We start from the raw sequence: 17,968 nt of genomic DNA, 5'->3' as shown, positions 1-17,968 counted from the left end.
GAAAGCCTGGCGCCAGGCCCTGTTTATCTTCTTGCCCATGGCGGCCATCTTCTCGATTCTGCTGATGGTGCTGACAGCAAACTGGCTGCGCCGACGCATTTCATGGGCGGATGAGATCCGCCGCGCCATGCGCAATCGCCAATTTTCAGTAAATTATCAGCCGGTATACAGCACTGAAATCCAGCGTTGCAAGGGTGCCGAAGCCCTGCTGCGCTGGCAGTTGCCGAATGGTGAGATGATTCGCCCTGACATCTTTATTAGTCATGCTGAATCCGAAGGCATGATTGTGCCGTTAACGCAGCATTTGCTGGAACTGATGGCGGAAGACATCCAGAGTTGGCAAGTAGAGCCGGGATTCCATATTGGCTTGAATGTCGCAGCAGACCATCTACAACATGCCGATTTCGTGCAGGATATTCAGCGCTTTGCCCGTCGCATCAAAGACAAGCAGATGATAGTCACACTGGAACTCACCGAACGCAGTCTGATCGATGATGGCGAGCTGGTGGCGCGCAAACTGCGTTATCTCCAATCTCATGGTATGAAAGTGGCGATTGATGACTTCGGCACAGGCCACTGTTCTCTCTCTTACCTGCTGACCTTCCCGCTGGATTATCTGAAAATCGATCGTGGGTTTATTAATGCGATTGAAGGTCTGGAGGTGGAGACACCCGTACTGGACGCCATTATCAACCTGTGCCACAAACTTGAGCTGGATGTGCTCGGTGAAGGCGTGGAGACCTCGTTACAATTCGCCTATCTGCAGCAACGTGGCGTGCGGCTGATTCAGGGCTATTATTATGCCCGTCCGATGGATAATGACCGGCTCCGGGCCTGGCTCAATGAGCAAGGGCGCCAGCCGCTTCTCGTTGAGGAACACCATGAGTCTGAATTGCATCATTCTTGATGATTACCAGAACGTTGCCTTATCGCTAGCCGACTGGGCAACGCTCGAACCCACTGTTCATACCTCCGCACTCACCCAACATTATGACGATCAGGACGAACTGGTCGATCACATCGCCCATGCTGATATCCTGGTGGTGATGCGTGAACGCACGCCATTAACGGCTGAATTGATTGGGCGATTGCCAAATCTGAAGCTGATCGTGACCTCCGGAATGCGGAATGCGTCGATTGATCTTCACGCCTGCGCCGAGCGCTACATTGCCGTGTGCGGCACCGCCAGCAGTAGCGCGGCCCCGATGGAACTGAGTTGGGGTTTACTGATTGGCCTCGCCCGCCATATCGGGGTAGAGAATCAGGCGCTACGCAGCAACGGGCCGTGGCAGCAGACGCTGGGGATCGGTTTACACGGCAAAACGCTCGGTTTACTCGGATTGGGAAAAATCGGTGGAGAGATGGCAAAGGTGGCACAGGCGTTTGGTATGCGCGTGTGTGCATGGAGCCAGAATTTGACGGAGGCTCGTGCCGCCGAATGTGGCGCTGAGCGTATGCCATCGCTCGCGGCACTGATGGCTGAAAGTGACTTTGTCTCCGTACACCTGGTGCTCAGCGAACGCTCGCGTCATTTGATCGATACACAGGCGCTCGCACAGATGAAACCCGGAGCACTGCTGATTAACACCTCACGCGCTGCGATTGTCGATCAGCAAGCGATGATAACCGCACTGCAATCGGGCCAGCTTGCGGGGGCAGGTTTGGATGTGTTTGAACATGAGCCGTTGGCGGCTGATCATCCGCTGCGTCTGCTGCCCAACGTGCTGGCGACACCGCATCTTGGCTATGTAGCGGATAGCAACTACCACACTTATTTTACGCAAGCAGTGGAAGACATTCAGGGATGGGTGACGGGCGCGCCATTGCGGTCTTTACTCTGAACGACGGCGTTTTTCGGCAATACGCAGCGCCACCTCAAGGCTGTCTTCGGCCATATTGGCAGGCTGGCGTTGTGCATTGAGGCGTTGGTTAATACGTTCCAGCGTCGGCGTTAATTGCCCCACCAATTGTTGATACTCTTCAAGCTGCGTGATGGGTTGATTACGCGCAATGCTGGTTTGCGTCAGGCTTTGCAGCTGACGAAAACTCTCTGCTGCCTGGCTGGTCAGTAATCCCGCTTGCCGCCAGGTTCTCAGGCGTTTCAGCAGCTCATCAGGCTGCTGAGCCAATAGTGCCAACTGCGCATCAGCGCGTTCACCACAGTCAATCCACCCCACCGGGACCACAGGAGCAGGAGCAGTTCGCCGTGCAGCAGGCGCATAATTGATAAGATTCCTTTCTACACTGTCGATTTGCGACAGCCAGGGATTCTCAAACAATTGGGCGTTTTTTCTCGACATGAACAGTCCACCTGAGCCAGGCGGCAGAGTATTACTGAATGATGAGATGCTGGCAAGTAAAGCTTGCCGCTTCGCTTAATGATAAGTATTCCTTATTTATTTGCGCAACAATCAGATAGGGTAATGAAGCTGCTACTTGTCAGGATATTGGCTTAATCAATCGGCGATGTTCAGTTGATATCGCTGAAAATCATCAAAATTTTCTCCAGACCTTATCAGAAAAAACATCAATTAAGTCATTTGCCACCCTCACACCACCCTACATGCCGAAACGCCCGCATTTCGTGGCCTGACGCGCAATTTCCTGGATTTTATATGCTGCGTTTTCTATGCCATCCAACCAGAGTTTTAGCCAAAAAATAGCCAGTTGCTGGCTGAAATATGACAAATATCACACAAAATCGGTATACTCTGTCGCGGGGCGTAATCATTTCACCCCTAATTATTACCGTAGCAACGCCGGGAAAAATCGTATTTCACGGCTATGCTTAAATTTTCTCAACGCCGTGGACTAGCCGCAAAATGTAGTCTGCAGCGTTGAGGATTTTTCGAATTCCAATACAGGGTTACATCATGAAAATACGTAGGAAGCGTGTAAAACCTATCGGGCTGGATGACGTCACGATTATCGATGACGCCCGTTTACGAAAAGCTATTACCGCAGCCTCTCTGGGCAACGCGATGGAGTGGTTTGATTTTGGTGTTTATGGCTTTGTGGCATACGCGCTGGGTAAGGTGTTCTTCCCCGATGCATCGCCAAGCGTGCAGATGATTGCTGCACTGGGTACGTTCTCCGTTCCCTTCCTGATCCGCCCACTTGGTGGTTTGTTCTTTGGTATGTTGGGCGACAAATACGGTCGTCAGAAAATTCTCTCCATCACTATTGTCATCATGTCGATCAGTACCTTCTGTATCGGCCTGATTCCTTCTTATGCCTCAATCGGCATCTGGGCCCCCATTCTGCTGCTGCTGGCCAAAATGGCGCAGGGCTTCTCGGTGGGCGGTGAATACACCGGTGCCTCAATCTTCGTTGCCGAATATTCGCCAGACCGTAAGCGCGGCTTTATGGGTAGCTGGCTCGACTTCGGCTCGATCGCCGGCTTTGTACTCGGTGCGGGCGTGGTGGTACTGATTTCTACCGTGATCGGTGAAGCGAAATTCCTGGAATGGGGCTGGCGTCTGCCGTTCTTCCTGGCGCTGCCATTAGGGTTGATTGGTCTCTATCTGCGTCATGCACTGGAAGAAACCCCGGCGTTCCAGCAGCACGTTGAGAAGTTGGAGCAAGGCGATCGTGAAGGTCTGCGTGACGGCCCTAAAGTCTCATTCAAAGAGATCGCCACTAAGCACTGGAAAAGTCTGTTGGCCTGTATCGGTCTGGTGATTGCCACCAACGTGACCTACTACATGTTGCTGACTTATATGCCAAGCTACCTGTCGCATAACTTGCACTACTCGGAAGATCACGGTGTGTTGATCATCATCGCGATTATGATGGGTATGCTGTTTGTCCAGCCAGTAATGGGGATGCTGAGTGACCGCTTCGGTCGTCGCCCGTTTATCATTATCGGCAGTATCGCACTGTTCGTGTTCTCCATTCCGGCCTTCATGCTGGTGAACAGTGGCGTGCTGGGCCTGATTTTTGCCGGTCTGCTTTTGCTGGCGGTGATCCTCAACGCCTTTACCGGTGTGATGGCCTCCTCGCTGCCTGCGATGTTCCCGACGCACATTCGTTACAGTGCGCTGGCGAGTGCGTTTAATATCTCGGTACTGATCGCTGGTTTAACGCCAACCTTCGCTGCATGGCTGGTTGAATCAACCAACAATCTGTATATGCCTGCGTACTACCTGATGGTGGTGGCGGTGATTGGTTTGATCACCGGTATCTACATGAAAGAGACCGCCAACCAGCCACTGCGCGGTGCCACGCCAGCGGCTTCGGATATTGAAGAAGCGCGTGAAATCCTGCAGGAGCATCACGACAATATTGAGCAGAAAATCGAGAATATTGACGAAGAAATCGCCAAGCTAGAGGCGAAACGCAAAAACCTGGTGCAGCAGCACCCGGACATCAACGAGTAATGCTCCCCCACTCCCGCCATCCGGCGGGAGTTTTCATTTCCGCACACAATCCTTCATCCCCGCTGGCGAAAAGCGGTAAACTACTGTCACTTTTTTCATCAGCATAAGTTGTATGAGCATGTCTGAATTCAATCTTATCCAGCGTCCAAGAAGACTGCGTAAAAGCGCTTCAATGCGTGAAATGTTCCAGGAATCCCACCTTAGCCTGAGCGATTTGGCTCTCCCCATCTTCGTTGAAGAGGGAGTGGATGATTACGTTCCCATTAATGCCATGCCAGGTGTGATGCGTATTCCAGAAAAAACGTCTGGCGTATGAAATCGAGCGTATTGCGAAAGCCGGCATTCGTTCCGTGATGACTTTCGGTATTTCCCATCACACCGATGCCACCGGCAGTGATGCGTGGAACGAAAATGGCTTGGTGGCGCGTATGTCGCGCATCTGCAAAGACACCGTGCCGGAAATGATCGTGATGTCTGACACCTGCTTCTGTGAATACACCAGCCACGGCCACTGTGGTGTGCTGTGCGATCATGGCGTGGATAATGACCAGACGCTGATTAACCTCGGCAAACAGGCGGTTGTCGCCGCGCAAGCGGGTGCGGATTTCATCGCACCGTCAGCCGCAATGGATGGCCAGGTGAAAGCGATTCGTCAGGCATTGGATGCGGCCGGATTTACCGATACTGCGATCATGTCTTACTCCACTAAGTTTGCATCCTCGTTTTACGGCCCGTTCCGTGAAGCCGCAGGAACGGCGTTAAAAGGTGACCGTAAAACTTATCAGATGAATCCGATGAACCGTCGTGAAGCGATTCGTGAATCACTGATCGATGAAGCCGAAGGGGCCGACTCACTGATGGTGAAACCCGCGGGTGCTTACCTCGATATTCTGCGTGATATCCGCGAGCGCACTACTCTGCCGCTGGCTGCGTACCAGGTGAGTGGTGAGTATGCGATGATTAAATTTGCCGCACAGGCCGGTGCTATCGACGAACGCAATGTGGTTCTGGAAAGCCTCGGTGCGATCAAACGTGCCGGTGCAGACCTAATTTTCAGCTATTTTGCCCTTGATCTCGCAGAGCAAAAAGTGCTCTGATATCCGTTACGCTTAGCATCGGCTATCGCAACCGTTGCTAAGCGCTTTAAGCCTTTGTGGCACCAAAACACCAGTGTTGTCGTACCCGAATAATTCAAAATAAAGAGTAACGCGATGAAAGCACCTGCACTGCCTGCGGACGAGTCACATCGTCTGGCCCAGTTACGTGCGCTCAACATTCTGCATACCCCTGCAGAAGAGCGTTTTGACCGTCTAACCCGCCTTGCCCGTCGCCTGTTTGGCGTACCGGTGGCGCTCGTCAGCCTGCTGGAAGAGGACCATCAATGGTTCAAATCCATCGCCGGTCAAAGCGGCGCGACCGCACCGCGTAACACCTCGTTCTGCGGCCACGCCATCTTGCAAGATGATGTGATGGTGGTAGAAAACGCCCTCGAAGATGAGCGCTTCCACGACAATCCGCTTGTGAATACCGCCGACCATCCTGTGCGCTTCTACGCCGGTTGCCCGCTGCGCACACCCGCTGGCGCTAAAGTCGGTACGCTTTGTATCGTCGATCATCATGCGCGCGAATTTAATGCTGATGATATGCATACGCTGCGCGATTTGGCAGCCATGGCAGAAGCAGAGCTGGTGGCATTCCAGACCGCGACCTCGGATGAACTGACACAAATCACCAATCGTCGCGGCTTTATGACACTCGGCCAACTCGCGTTGAATGAGTGTCAAGTGAAGCAACTGCCCGCCAGTTTGACTTTCCTCGATCTCGACAAGTTTAAAGTCATCAACGATACGCTGGGTCACCGTGAGGGGGATCGCGCCCTGATGGACTTTGCGGACGCGATGAAGGTGAGCTTCCGCCATGCCGATCTCTTTGCTCGTTTGGGCGGTGACGAGTTTGTGGTGCTGTTTAACGGCCTACAGCAGGGCGATGCCGAGGGCGTCCTGGCGCGCTTTGACCGCCTCCTGCAACAGCAAACGCACGACCTTGAGCGTCGCTATGCGCTGCACTTCTCATCCGGCATTGTGGAGTTCGATCCCGATCACCCGCAATCACTGGAGCAGCTGCTGGAAGGCAGTGATGCGCGCATGTATGAAGTCAAGCACGGTAAGAAACAGCTGGCGCGCTAATCTCGTGGGCGCGCTATGCACGCCCCTTTAGATCTCGTTCATATTCCGACAGGTGCTATGTTCCCCGATCGATCAGCGAGAAGTTGCTGGTGAGAGGGGACGCGCCAGGTCGCGAATCAACATCTGATTAAATTTCTGCGGTTCTTCCATTTGTGGCGCGTGCCCCAAACCTGGGAATTCAATCAGTTGTGCGCCAGGAATCATTTTAGCGACCTGCTTGCCCAGTACGTTGTAATGGCCGAGCTGCGCCTTGATGGCCGGCGGTGCGATATCACTGCCAATCGCGGTGGTGTCAGCCGTGCCAATCATCAACGTCGTCGGGACTTTCAGATCTTTAAACTCGTAATAGACCGGCTGGGTAAAGATCATGTCGTAAATCAATGCGGAGTTCCACGCCACCTTCTTATGGCCCGGTCCGCTGTTCAGGCCCGCCAGCATATCGACCCATTTGTCATACTCGGGCTTCCAGTGCCCAACATAGTAGGTCGTTTGTTCATACTTTTTGATACCCGCCGCATTGAGCTTAAGTTCGCGCTGATACCACTGATCCACTGAGCGCCAGGGCGCGCCTTTCGCTTTCCAGTCTTCAAGACCAATCGGGTTGACCAGTACCAGTTTCTGCGTCTGTTGCGGATACATCAGCGCATAACGCGTAGCCAACATACCGCCAGTGGAGTGACCGACAATCACGGCCTTATCAATACCCAACTGCTGCAATAACTGATGCGTGTTCAACGCGAGTTGCTGGAAGCTATATTGGTAATTGGCCGGTTTGCTGGAGCTGCAGAATCCAATCTGGTCCGGCGCAATCACGCGATAACCCTTTTGGCTCAGCGCGGTGATCGTGTCATCCCACGTCGCACCACAGAAATTCTTGCCATGTAGCAATACCACGGTTTGACCATTGGCTTGCTGAGTGGGTTTGACATCCATGTAGCCCATGCTCAACGGCTGTTGCTGGGAGGAAAAATCAAAATGCTGCAAGGGATGAGGATACTGAAAACCTTCCAACTGCTCACCATAGACATTGGCTGCCAGCGTGGGGGTAGCCTGGAGCAGCGCCAGTGACGATAAAATAACGGCAATTGACTGTTTTACAGGGAAACGAAAGGCCATGCGAGCTCTCCTGAGCCTGAGCAAAACGATCAGTTTGGCATGTTATTCGCTATGTCGTATTGATGCGCTGTGCCAGTCGCCATTCGATTTCGCACTGTTAAGCCAGGCAAAGGGATGGGAAATTTGAGTTAAAAATAAAGTGCGGTATTAGGCGGAATATTCAACATCAGTACAACATAAAAGGATTATTTTTCACGATAAGCAAGACCGTTCTTGATGACAAATAATAAAAACGGTATTTCCTTATAAAACTTTACGTTAATCGGATGATTGGAAAGATTAATTATCTTACACTGTATCCAGTTAATGGAGGGCCACGACTATGCAGCAAAAATACAACGAAGGGGTTATTGATTCGGTCACAAAATGGATTTTGGAAAACCTGGATCAGCGTTTAAGCATTGATGATATCGCCATAAAATCTGGTTATTCAAAATGGTATTTACAGAAATTATTCGCCCGCTATCATAATGAAACGCTGGCTCGTTATATCCGTAAAAAGAAACTGGTTTGCTGTGTCAGCGAGCTGAAATACAGCAACGCGCCGATTATCAGTCTGGCCGTAAAATACCATTTTGAAAGCCAGCAATCGTTCACCCGCTCCTTCAAACAGGTCATGGGATGCACGCCGCTCTTTTGCCGTAAGCGTCAACTGAGCGCAGAAACACAGCAGGCATTCCAGCTGAGTGATGACCCTTGCTCAATTTGCCGAAAGCAGGGATTTCATCGCACCGAACATGAAAAAGAAGTTCGTGTGCCTGTGACGCAAAGCGGAAAATACCCCGCACGTATTGCGTGTGAAATGCGTTAATAAAGCAAGGGATTATTTTTCGCATATTTATTACCAAGATAATTAATTCAACACTATCGAGTTTGCATTCGAACACATTATAAACGGGGGGTATACCACCCGTTTATAACAGGAATCATTCACATACAGAAAAAATATCACTACCCACATGCTGACTTGTGCACTCAACGCCTGAGCAATATCGCGATATTCAACACGTCGATATCAGATGCGACCACGAAATGTTTTTCGGTATTGTAACGGCGAGGTATTCAGATGTTTTTTAAAATGTCTTCGTAACATCAAGGGTGAAGAGAATCCGGCCTTTTCCGCAATTAATTCTATGGGTTGATCGGTTTTCTCTAAAAAGCGCTGCGCCAGTGCCAAACGCTGATTCACCAACCAATCGCTGAAACAGCTGCCCGTGGTCTGATTAAAACGGCGCGTGAAACTGCGGCGACTCATCAATGCTTTCTCCGCCAGTTGCTCCAACGTTAGCACCTGTTGCAGATTTTCTGTTGCCCAACTCAATGCCGACATAAAACGATCATTGCCTGCTGAGTGATACACCGGCTGTTCAATATACTGCGCCTGCCCGCCCTGCCGATGCGGCGGAACCACCAGCATACGAGCCACGCTGTTCGCTACGTCTACGCCACACTGCTCACGCACCAGATGCAGGCAGCAATCGATACTTGCCGCCGTACCCGCCGAAGTCACAATCTGCCCTTCATCGATATAGAGCACGTCACGGTCAATCGCCACATCGGGGTAACGTCGCTCAAAATCACTCATCCAGTGCCAATGCGTGGTCGCACGCTGCTGTTGTAGCAAACCGGCTGCGCCCAGCACAAATGCACCCAGACATAAGCCCACCATCTGCGCACCACGCTGTGCAGCTTGCTGCAACGCCCTCACCAAATCCTCTGGTGGTGAAATCGCCGGATCGCTCCAGCTTGGCACCACCACCATATCCGCCTCGGCGAGTTTGGCCAGACCATGTTCGGCAACAATCGAAAAACCGCTGTTAGTTTTCAGTGGTCCGTCATGTGTCGCGCAGATCAACAATTGGTAGAACGGGCTGCCATCTTCGCGCTCCGCCTTCTCAAACACCGCACAGGGCACAGAAAGGTGAAACGGAATGATGTCGTCAAACACGACGATTCCGACCTTAATTGGCGTATCCGCGCGCGCAATCTTTGGCGCAAAGTGAACGTTATTTGTCATCCGTTGTACTCCTTCACGTCCGGCGTCATCGCCATACTTCAATCTATCGGAGGTCATGTCGATCTCTTAAGACTCAGGATGATGCATCATGAAAAACTTTTTTGCTTCAGGAACCTTAGCACTGGCGATGGCGATTTCAGGTACTGCCGTTGCTGATGATCGTAAAGCCGATAACGCGCCAACCATTCGCACCCTAAGCGGCGCAACGGCCACCACACAGCTCACCGCCAAACAGACCGCCGTGCTCGTGATTGATATTCAGAACGAATATTTTCCTGGCGGCAAGATGCCAATCCCAGACGGCATGAAAGCACTGCAAAACAGCAAGCGTATCGTTGAGTTCGCCCACAAAAACGGCATGCCGGTGTTTTTCGTGCAGCATCTTGGTGCCGCAGACGGTCCGCTGTTTGCCAAAGGCAGTCGCTTTGCCGAGTTCCACAAGGATTTGCAGCCGGGCAAAAATGACCGCGTGATCAGCAAAGCCACCCCCAGCTCGTTCGTTGGCACCGACCTGCAACAGCAGCTAGACGCCTTGGGCATTAAACAGCTGATCGTGACCGGCTTGATGACACACATGTGTGTCTCATCAACCGCACGGGATGCCGTGCCGCTCGGTTACTCCGTGATCATACCGGAAGATGCTACCGCAACGCGTGACTTGGCGACCTGGGACAACAAGATCGTCGACCACCAGATACTGCAACAAAGCGCGTTGGCAGGCGTGGCCGATGTCTTCGCTGAAATCAAAACCACCGACGCGGTATTAGCGCTGCCGGTGCACTGATCACTGTACCGCTTTGCCCGGGAGCAATTTCTCTGACATGGCTTGGCGACAGGAGAGGCTCTCCTGTCGCGCCTTTTGCTGCTGCTCTGGCGACAAGTCCTGCCACACCGTTTGCAGATGAGCGGCAAGACCCGACTGGAAATGAATTTTCTGCAATGCGTAATCTGAGTTACTGCCTTCAATAATTTGTTGCATAGCCTGCGGCGAATTGTCGCGCCCGTCGTGCGTCAAGGTGCAGAACATGGCGATGTAATAGCCTTTGTCTTCATCACTGTAGTGCGGCATAAGCCACCAGACGATGGCGCTAATAACAATAATAAGGGGCAGAAGGAACTTGATTTTAAACATGTTGAAATTGACCAACTAAGAAAGAAATATCGCGATTTTCGGCCACCTCAGAGGCGGCCCATGGATTTACAGCGCCTGCGCGCACGCCCAGGCTGAACTCCACGCCCACTGGAAGTTATATCCTCCCAGCCAGCCAGTGACATCCACCACTTCGCCGATAAAGTAGAGGCCGGGCACATCACGCGCTTCCATGGTTTTGGAGGAGAGTTGCGTGGTATCGACACCGCCCATCGTCACTTCGGCAGTACGATAACCTTCGGTGCCATTCGGCTGCACGCGCCACTGATGCAACGTGGTGACCAACTCGGCCTGCTGCTTGCTGTTGAGCTGCTTCAGCGTCACATCCGGGATCTGTTTCAGTTCCTGCAACACTTCCACCAGTCGCTTCGGCAAAATTTTCGCTAGGCTGTTTTTCAGGCTCAGGTTGGGATGCGCGTCGCGCTGTACGTTGATGAAATCATCCAGCGAGGTTTCAGGAGACAGGTTAATCGTGACAAATTCACCCGGTTGCCAGTAGCTGGAGATTTGCAATACCGCCGGGCCCGACAAGCCGCGATGAGTAAACAACATCGCTTCTTTAAATAGCGTGCCATCCTGCGCGGTAATGGTGGTGGGCAATGCCACGCCTGACAACGTGTTCAACTGCTCCAGCAGCGGTTTATGCAGTGTGAAAGGCACCAACGCCGCACGCGTTGGGAACACTTTCAAACCAAACTGCTCGGCCACTTTGTAGCCAAATGGCGTTGCCCCCAGGCCTGGCATCGACAATCCACCGCTGGCGATCACCAGCTTCTCTGCCTGTACCTCTGAACCATTCAGTTGCAGCGTATAGCCATTTTCATCACGCGTCACACTCAGCACTTCACTGCGCAGCCGCAGCGTAACTTGGCCGCTCTCGCACTCCTTCAAGAGGAGATCAACAATCTGCTGCGCCGAGTCATCGCAGAACAGTTGGCCAAGCGTTTTCTCGTGATACGCAATCTTGTGACGATTCACCAGATCGATAAAATCCCACTGGGTGTAACGCGCCAGCGCCGATTTACTGAAGTGCGGGTTGTGCGAGAGATAGGCTGCTGGTTCGGTATACATATTGGTGAAATTGCAGCGCCCGCCGCCGGACATCAGGATTTTACGTCCCGCCTTCTTGCCATTATCCAGCAACAGCACACGACGACCCAACTGCCCTGCCTGCGCCGCACAGAACATGCCGGCAGCGCCTGCACCTATTACGATAACGTCAAACTTGTCCACAGCGTTTTATCCACTCAATTGAAAGGCGGTGATTGTAGAGATCTGCGGCATTCCGCGCCAGCGTCAAAAAAAAGCAGTAAATATGTCATATTGTAACTTGCTTATTTTTCAGTCTTTTTGTCTTCCCAAGCCGTTCAAATGACAAATTTAAGACAAAAAAGGACTATATTTTCCTTTCACATCATGCGGGTTGTCGCAGATAATGCGCCGCGTTCATGTCCTCCAAAAAATGGCGTAACGTTTATGCTACATCTGTTCGCTGGTCTTGACCTCAGTACCGGCCTGTTTTTGGTTATAGCTCTGCTGTTTGTATTGTTCTATGAGGCAATCAACGGTTTCCATGACACTGCTAACGCAGTCGCCACTGTTATCTATACCCGTGCGATGCGGGCGCAATTGGCGGTTGTGATGGCGGGTGTTTTCAACTTCTTAGGCGTTTTGCTAGGCGGCTTGAGCGTGGCTTATGCCATCGTGCATATGCTGCCAACCGATTTACTGCTGAATGTGGGTTCCGCGCACGGCCTCGCCATGGTGTTCTCCATGCTGCTGGCGGCGATTATCTGGAACCTCGGCACCTGGTATCTGGGTTTGCCGGCTTCCAGCTCTCACACCCTGATTGGCGCCATTATCGGCATTGGTCTCACCAATGCGCTGATGACCGGCACCTCGGTGGTTGATGCCCTCAATCTGCCGAAAGTGATCAATATTTTCCTTTCTCTGATTCTGTCACCGATTGTTGGTCTGGTGATTGCGGGTGCGCTGATCTTTATCCTGCGCCGTTACTGGAGCAACACGCCTAAGCGCGCGCGTATCCATATGACGCCCGCTGACCGTGAAAAGATCGATGGTAAGAAAAAGCCGCCGTTCTGGACGCGCACGGCGCTGATTGTTTCCGCGATTGGCGTGAGTTACTCCCACGGTGCGAACGATGGTCAGAAAGGCATTGGCCTGATTATGCTCGTGCTGATCGGTGTGGCACCTGCCGGTTTCGTGGTCAACATGAATGCCTCGGGTTATGACATCACGCGGACTCGCGATGCCGTTAATCATCTGGAACAGTATTACCAGCAGCACAGCGATTCACTCACGCATATCATCCAGATGGCTCCGCCTGCGGTGCCTTCACCGGAAGAAGCCGTGGGCGGCCCGCATGAGTTCCATTGCGACAGCAGCCGCGCGCTGCAGGCGATTGACCGTGCGCAAGTGTTACTGGCTAATCTGAACAGCTATGACCAACTGACCGTTGATCAACGCAGCCAGATGCGCCGCCTCTTGATGTGCGTCTCGGACACGGCCGATAAAGCCGCGAAACTGCCAGAGACCACACCAGACGATAAGCGCTTCCTCAACAAGCTGAAAGGCGACCTGCTGGGCACCGTTGAGTACGCACCGATCTGGATCATCATGGCCGTGGCATTAGCACTGGGCATCGGCACCATGATTGGCTGGCGCCGTGTGGCGACCACTATCGGTGAGAAAATCGGTAAAAAAGGCATGACCTACGCACAGGGCATGTCGGCACAGGTGACCGCGGCGGTATCAATCGGTATCGCCAGCTACACCGGCATGCCGGTTTCAACCACGCATATCCTGTCATCGTCCGTTGCCGGTACCATGCTGGTGGATGGCGGTGGCTTGCAGAGCCGCACCATTAAAAACATTGCCCTGGCATGGGTGTTCACCCTGCCGGTGTGTATTGTGCTGTCAGGTTCGCTCTACTGGATCGCGCTGAAAATTATCTAAGCCGTCATCGGCAAACAAGAGGGCGACTGTTTAACACAGGTCGCCCTTTTTTATTGCTGCTGATTAATGCCAGATCGCCAAGCCAACCAGGCTCACCACCACCACAAAACAGAGCCCGCTGGTCAGAACAAACTGCCTGCGCACGCGTTCGCAGCGGCGAATAAATTCGTCGTCGTGATGGTCGCGATAGCGTTTATCCCAAATATAACGCACCAGCCGCACCTGCTTGCTCGGCTGACCATGAGACGTGAAGAAACCCGCCCCATCCACATATTGATATAGCAGCGGATCGCATCCGCGCAGCACAGCCAGTAGCGAGCGCAAAGAAGAGAAATAGCGCGCCATATTCACCAGACAAACCACACACAGAGCCCAAAAAAGCGCGATAGTCTGATCATGTTCCCCTCCCAGCTGGAGCCGCAATGACGTCGAATGCAGCGGGGAAATGCTGTAGACGCCCCACGGGAAATTAACCAGCCACAGATGAATCGAATTGCATTGTTGTTATGCGAACCCGAGCGCGTCACCCAGACGGCGGTGGCACTCATTTTCAGTGTAGGAGATCTGTTCAATTTTTTTCCAGCGATGTTTTCGTTCACCGCGAATGAATATCGCGATAGCGCTTGATCTTCCTCACAAGCGAGCCGCAGATTGCAGCATTTGTTAACAACTCTGGCTATACTCAAAACATAACAACATACGCCTGATGGCATAAATTATGGCTGGCGGCGCTTCATCGCCATTGTGCGCAAAGGACAACGCCTGCCGTGAAGGCAAACAACGGGTTGCCCCCAGAATCTTGAGAAGGAGTTTTATCATGGCCTATAAACACATCCTGATTGCTGTAGACCTTTCCCCGGAAAGCCAGTTGCTGGTTGATAAAGCCGTTTCACTGGCCCGCCCTTACGATGCAAAAATCTCGTTAATCCACGTTGATGTGAATTACTCAGACCTCTATACCGGGCTGATCGACGTCAATCTGGGCGACATGCAGAAACGCATTTCTGAAGAGACGCACACCGCGCTGAAAGAGCTTTCAATCAATGCCGGTTATCCGATCAGTGAAACCCTGAGCGGCAGCGGCGACCTCGGCCAAGTGCTGGTGGATGCGATTAAGAAATATGATGTGGATTTGGTGGTCTGTGGTCACCACCAGGATTTCTGGAGCAAGCTGATGTCATCCGCGCGCCAGCTGATCAACACCGTGCATATCGACATGTTGATTGTGCCGCTGCGTGACGAAGAAGACGAATAAGACCAATAAGACCAATAAGACCAGGGCCAGCTGAGCTGGCCCTGTTTTTTAAACCAACGGCGGATAAATATCAAAGCGATGGCTTTTGGTCACCACCGCCGATTGGGTGGCGATACCCGCTAACGGCGGTGCGTAATCCGGACGTTTCACCACGATGCGTTTCTTCGCCAGGCGGCGCGCCGGCTCCAGCAGCGCATCGGCATCCTCATCAGCCCCGACCAGCGACTGAAATACCCGCATCTCCTTCTTCACCATCGCGCTCTTTTGGCGATGGGGATACATCGGATCGAGATACACCACATCCGGTGCAGGCGTGATATCACTCAACGCCTGTTGGCTCACCACGTGCAGTAGCGTCAGCCGTTCACGCAGCCAACCGCCAATCTCCGCATCTTCATAGCCACGACGTAAACCATCATCCAGCAAAGCCGCGACCACAGGATGACGCTCCAGCATACGCACACGACAACCCAGCGCGGCGAGCACAAAAGCATCGCGCCCCAAGCCCGCCGTTGCATCAATCACATCCGGCAGATAACCGCCTTTGATGCCCACCGCTTTCGCTACGGCTTCACCGCGACCGCCGCCAAACTTACGGCGATGGGCCATGGCACCAGAAACGAAGTCCACAAAGATGCCGCCTAATTTCGGCTCATCTAATTTGCGCAATTCCAGATGCTCTGAGGTGAGCACCAGTGCCATCACGGACTGGTCGTCTTGCTGCAAGCCCCAGCGCTGCGCCAGATGTAATAAGGCGCCGTCTCCGGCGCCTGTTTCATCGATTAAACCGATTTTCACAAGCAGGCTTATCCCTGAATTCCGTAGTGTTCCAGCATCGCATCCAGCTGCGGTTCACGGCCACGGAAGCGTTTGAACAGCTCCATTGGCTCTTCGGAACCGCCACGCGTCAAGATGTTGTCGAGGAACGACTGTCCGGTTTCACGGTTGAAAATGCCTTCTTCTTCAAAGCGTGAGTAAGCATCCGCCGCCAGCACATCCGCCCACAGGTAGCTGTAGTAACCTGCGGCATAACCGCCAGCGAAGACGTGGCTGAACGCATGCGGGAAGCGGCCCCACTCAGGGCTTGGCACCACGGCAACCTGCTTTTTCACTTCACGCAGGGTTTCCAGGATCTGCGCGCCTTTTTCTGGATTGAACTCGGTATGCATACGGAAATCGAACAGGCCGAACTCCAGCTGACGCAGGATAAACAGCGCCGCCTGATAGTTTTTCGCTGCCAGCATTTTATCCAGCAGATCTTTCGGCAGCGGTTCGCCGGTTTCATAGTGGCCGGAAATAAACGCCAACGCTTCCGGCTCCCAGCACCAGTTTTCCATAAACTGGCTTGGCAGCTCGACGGCATCCCATGGCACACCGCTGATGCCCGATACGCCCGGCGCTTCGATGCGCGTCAGCATATGGTGCAAGCCGTGACCAAACTCATGGAACAGCGTAGTGACTTCATCGTGGGTGAACAGCGCGGGTTTACCTTGCACTGGACGGTTGAAGTTACAGGTGAGGTACGCGACCGGCTTCTGCAGGCTGCCATCGGCTTTACGCATCTGGCCGACGCAATCATCCATCCACGCCCCGCCACGCTTGTGCTCACGCGCGTAGAGATCGAGATAGAAGCTGCCACGCAGCTCGCCGCTTTCATCAAACAGGTCGAAGAAGCGCACGTCCTGATGGTAAACATCGACGTCTTTACGCTCTTTCGCGGTGATGCCGTAAATGCGTTTCACCACTTCGAACAGACCGCTAACCGCACGCTCTTCCGGGAAGTAAGGACGCAGTTGCTCATCGCTGATGGTGTAGAGATGCTGTTTTTGCTTCTCGCCGTAATAGGTGAGGTCCCATGGATTCATCTCGTCAACGCCATACTCTTTTTTGGCGAAGGCGCGCAGCTGGGCTAACTCTTTCTCACCCTGTGGGCGAGCGCGTTTGGCGAGGCCGGTTAGGAAGTCGATCACCTGGGCCGGGTTTTCCGCCATTTTAGTCGCCAGTGATTTATGCGCGAAGGAGTCAAAGCCCAGCAGCTGTGCCAGTTCGTGACGCAATGCCAGCTCTTCGGCCATGATCGGTCCATTATCCCATTTACCGGCGTTTGGACCCTGCTCAGAAGCGCGCGTTGAATAGGCGCGGTACATCTCTTCACGCAGTGTCGCGTTGTCGCAGTAGGTCATCACCGGCAGGTAGCTTGGAATATCCAGCGTCAGCAACCAGCCGTCTTGCTCTTTGGCTTCTGCCTGTGCTTTGGCTGCTGCCAGGGCGCTTTCCGGCATGCCCGCCAGATCCGCTTCGTCAGTGATCAGCTTGCTCCAGCCCATGGTGGCATCGAGCACGTTATTACTGTAGGTCGAACCGAGTTCAGACAGGCGAGCCGCGATTTCGCCGTAGCGCTTCTGTTTCTCTTTATCGAGACCGATACCGGAGAGTTCAAAATCACGCAGTGCGTTATCCACCGCTTTCTTCTGCGCGAGGTCCAGTGCGGCATAGTTGTCGCCCTGCTTCAGATCGCGATAAGCCTGATACAGGCCTTCGTGCTGGCCAACCCAGGTGCTGTATTCTGACAATAGCGGCAGCGTCTGCTCATAGGCTTCACGCAGTTCCGGGCTGTTTTTGACGGAATTCAGATGGCTGACCGGTGAGAAAATGCGGCTTAAGTGATCATCGACTTCGGCCAGCGGCTGCACCAGATTATCCCAAGAGTAAGGCGCACCCTGCGCCACAACGCGTTCCACTTCGGCACGACAGTTGTTCAGCGCTTCAGTCACAGCGGGAACCACATGCTCAGGTTTGATAGCGGAAAAAGGCGGGAGCGAATAAGGGGTGAGTAACGGATTGGTCATAAGCGCAGTCCTTTCATCATAGTGTTCGGGCGCGAGGTTT

The 17,968-nt window shown here is 53.1% G+C and carries 16 protein-coding genes and 1 pseudogene; 9 read left to right on the top strand and 8 right to left on the bottom strand.

Features of this window, described 5'->3' with window-relative positions:
• A partial coding sequence (locus tag HA51_RS22075) for an EAL domain-containing protein (RefSeq protein ID WP_139810719.1) occupies positions 1-907 on the top strand: 907 nt, incomplete at its 5' end.
• Complete coding sequence (locus HA51_RS22070) at positions 882-1,841, top strand: D-2-hydroxyacid dehydrogenase family protein (protein ID WP_084936812.1); 960 nt, start codon at positions 882-884, stop codon at positions 1,839-1,841. The genes HA51_RS22075 and HA51_RS22070, both read left to right, overlap by 26 nt.
• On the opposite strand, the gene HA51_RS22065 is transcribed toward HA51_RS22070, so the two are convergent.
• On the bottom strand, positions 1,833-2,300 hold the full coding sequence (locus HA51_RS22065) for a hypothetical protein (protein WP_084936809.1): 468 nt from the start codon (positions 2,298-2,300) through the stop codon (positions 1,833-1,835). The two genes, HA51_RS22070 and HA51_RS22065, sit on opposite strands and share 9 nt — an antisense overlap.
• Positions 2,301-2,873: 573 nt before the next feature.
• Between HA51_RS22065 and proP the strand changes: the two genes are divergently transcribed.
• The 3 genes and pseudogenes from proP to HA51_RS22050 all read left to right on the top strand — a co-directional run bounded on the left by proP (position 2,874) and on the right by HA51_RS22050 (position 6,565).
• Positions 2,874-4,379, top strand: coding sequence for a glycine betaine/L-proline transporter ProP (gene proP / locus HA51_RS22060; protein WP_084936805.1), 1,506 nt, complete (start codon positions 2,874-2,876; stop codon positions 4,377-4,379).
• A 118-nt stretch (positions 4,380-4,497) separates the two neighbouring features.
• Positions 4,498-5,476, top strand: a pseudogene (gene hemB, locus HA51_RS22055) (porphobilinogen synthase).
• A 114-nt stretch (positions 5,477-5,590) separates the two neighbouring features.
• Positions 5,591-6,565 (top strand): GGDEF domain-containing protein, encoded by a 975-nt coding sequence (locus tag HA51_RS22050; RefSeq protein ID WP_084936803.1) that lies wholly within the window; start codon positions 5,591-5,593, stop codon positions 6,563-6,565.
• Positions 6,566-6,637: 72 nt separating this feature from the next.
• Here the strand turns inward: HA51_RS22050 and HA51_RS22045 are convergent, their stop codons facing one another.
• On the bottom strand, positions 6,638-7,681 hold the full coding sequence (locus HA51_RS22045) for an alpha/beta fold hydrolase (RefSeq protein ID WP_084936801.1): 1,044 nt from the start codon (positions 7,679-7,681) through the stop codon (positions 6,638-6,640).
• Between the two features lie 322 nt (positions 7,682-8,003).
• Between HA51_RS22045 and HA51_RS22040 the strand changes: the two genes are divergently transcribed.
• Positions 8,004-8,492 (top strand): AraC family transcriptional regulator, encoded by a 489-nt coding sequence (locus HA51_RS22040; protein ID WP_084936798.1) that lies wholly within the window; start codon positions 8,004-8,006, stop codon positions 8,490-8,492.
• A gap of 204 nt (positions 8,493-8,696) precedes the next feature.
• On the opposite strand, the gene HA51_RS22035 is transcribed toward HA51_RS22040, so the two are convergent.
• Positions 8,697-9,698 carry a GlxA family transcriptional regulator gene (locus tag HA51_RS22035; protein WP_084936794.1) on the bottom strand — a complete coding sequence of 334 codons (1,002 nt, stop codon included), beginning with the start codon at positions 9,696-9,698 and terminating at the stop codon, positions 8,697-8,699.
• Positions 9,699-9,786: 88 nt separating this feature from the next.
• Here HA51_RS22035 and HA51_RS22030 point away from each other — a divergent pair, with 88 nt between their 5' ends.
• Complete coding sequence (locus tag HA51_RS22030; RefSeq protein WP_084936792.1) at positions 9,787-10,482, top strand: cysteine hydrolase family protein; 696 nt, start codon at positions 9,787-9,789, stop codon at positions 10,480-10,482.
• Here HA51_RS22030 and HA51_RS22025 read toward each other — a convergent pair whose 3' ends face one another.
• Together HA51_RS22025 and HA51_RS22020 are read right to left on the bottom strand one after the other, a co-directional pair.
• Positions 10,483-10,767, bottom strand: a complete 285-nt coding sequence (locus HA51_RS22025; RefSeq protein WP_240156061.1) for a hypothetical protein — start codon at positions 10,765-10,767, stop codon at positions 10,483-10,485.
• 129 nt (positions 10,768-10,896) lie between these two features.
• The gene (locus HA51_RS22020; RefSeq protein ID WP_084936789.1) at positions 10,897-12,081 is read right to left on the bottom strand and encodes a BaiN/RdsA family NAD(P)/FAD-dependent oxidoreductase; all 1,185 of its coding nucleotides are present in this window, start codon (positions 12,079-12,081) and stop codon (positions 10,897-10,899) included.
• 243 nt (positions 12,082-12,324) lie between these two features.
• Here HA51_RS22020 and pitA point away from each other — a divergent pair, with 243 nt between their 5' ends.
• Positions 12,325-13,824, top strand: a complete 1,500-nt coding sequence (gene pitA / locus HA51_RS22015) for an inorganic phosphate transporter PitA (protein WP_084936786.1) — start codon at positions 12,325-12,327, stop codon at positions 13,822-13,824.
• A 63-nt stretch (positions 13,825-13,887) separates the two neighbouring features.
• On the opposite strand, the gene uspB is transcribed toward pitA, so the two are convergent.
• The gene (gene uspB / locus HA51_RS22010) at positions 13,888-14,235 is read right to left on the bottom strand and encodes a universal stress protein UspB (protein ID WP_281253471.1); all 348 of its coding nucleotides are present in this window, start codon (positions 14,233-14,235) and stop codon (positions 13,888-13,890) included.
• A 406-nt stretch (positions 14,236-14,641) separates the two neighbouring features.
• Between uspB and uspA the strand changes: the two genes are divergently transcribed.
• Complete coding sequence (gene uspA, locus HA51_RS22000; RefSeq protein WP_084936778.1) at positions 14,642-15,079, top strand: universal stress protein UspA; 438 nt, start codon at positions 14,642-14,644, stop codon at positions 15,077-15,079.
• Between the two features lie 48 nt (positions 15,080-15,127).
• On the opposite strand, the gene rsmJ is transcribed toward uspA, so the two are convergent.
• Positions 15,128-15,877: a 16S rRNA (guanine(1516)-N(2))-methyltransferase RsmJ gene (gene rsmJ, locus HA51_RS21995; protein WP_084936776.1), complete on the bottom strand. Its 750-nt coding sequence runs from the start codon at positions 15,875-15,877 to the stop codon at positions 15,128-15,130.
• 8 nt (positions 15,878-15,885) lie between these two features.
• On the bottom strand, positions 15,886-17,928 hold the full coding sequence (gene prlC / locus HA51_RS21990; protein ID WP_084936773.1) for an oligopeptidase A: 2,043 nt from the start codon (positions 17,926-17,928) through the stop codon (positions 15,886-15,888).
• Positions 17,929-17,968: the final 40 nt, after the last annotated feature.

Origin of the sequence: Pantoea rwandensis, from assembly GCF_002095475.1 — a bacterium.
In the GTDB taxonomy this organism is placed as follows: Bacteria; Pseudomonadota; Gammaproteobacteria; order Enterobacterales; family Enterobacteriaceae; genus Pantoea; species Pantoea rwandensis.
Note: the sequence above shows the minus strand (reverse complement) of the source record. Positions and strands in the feature narration are given on the sequence as shown.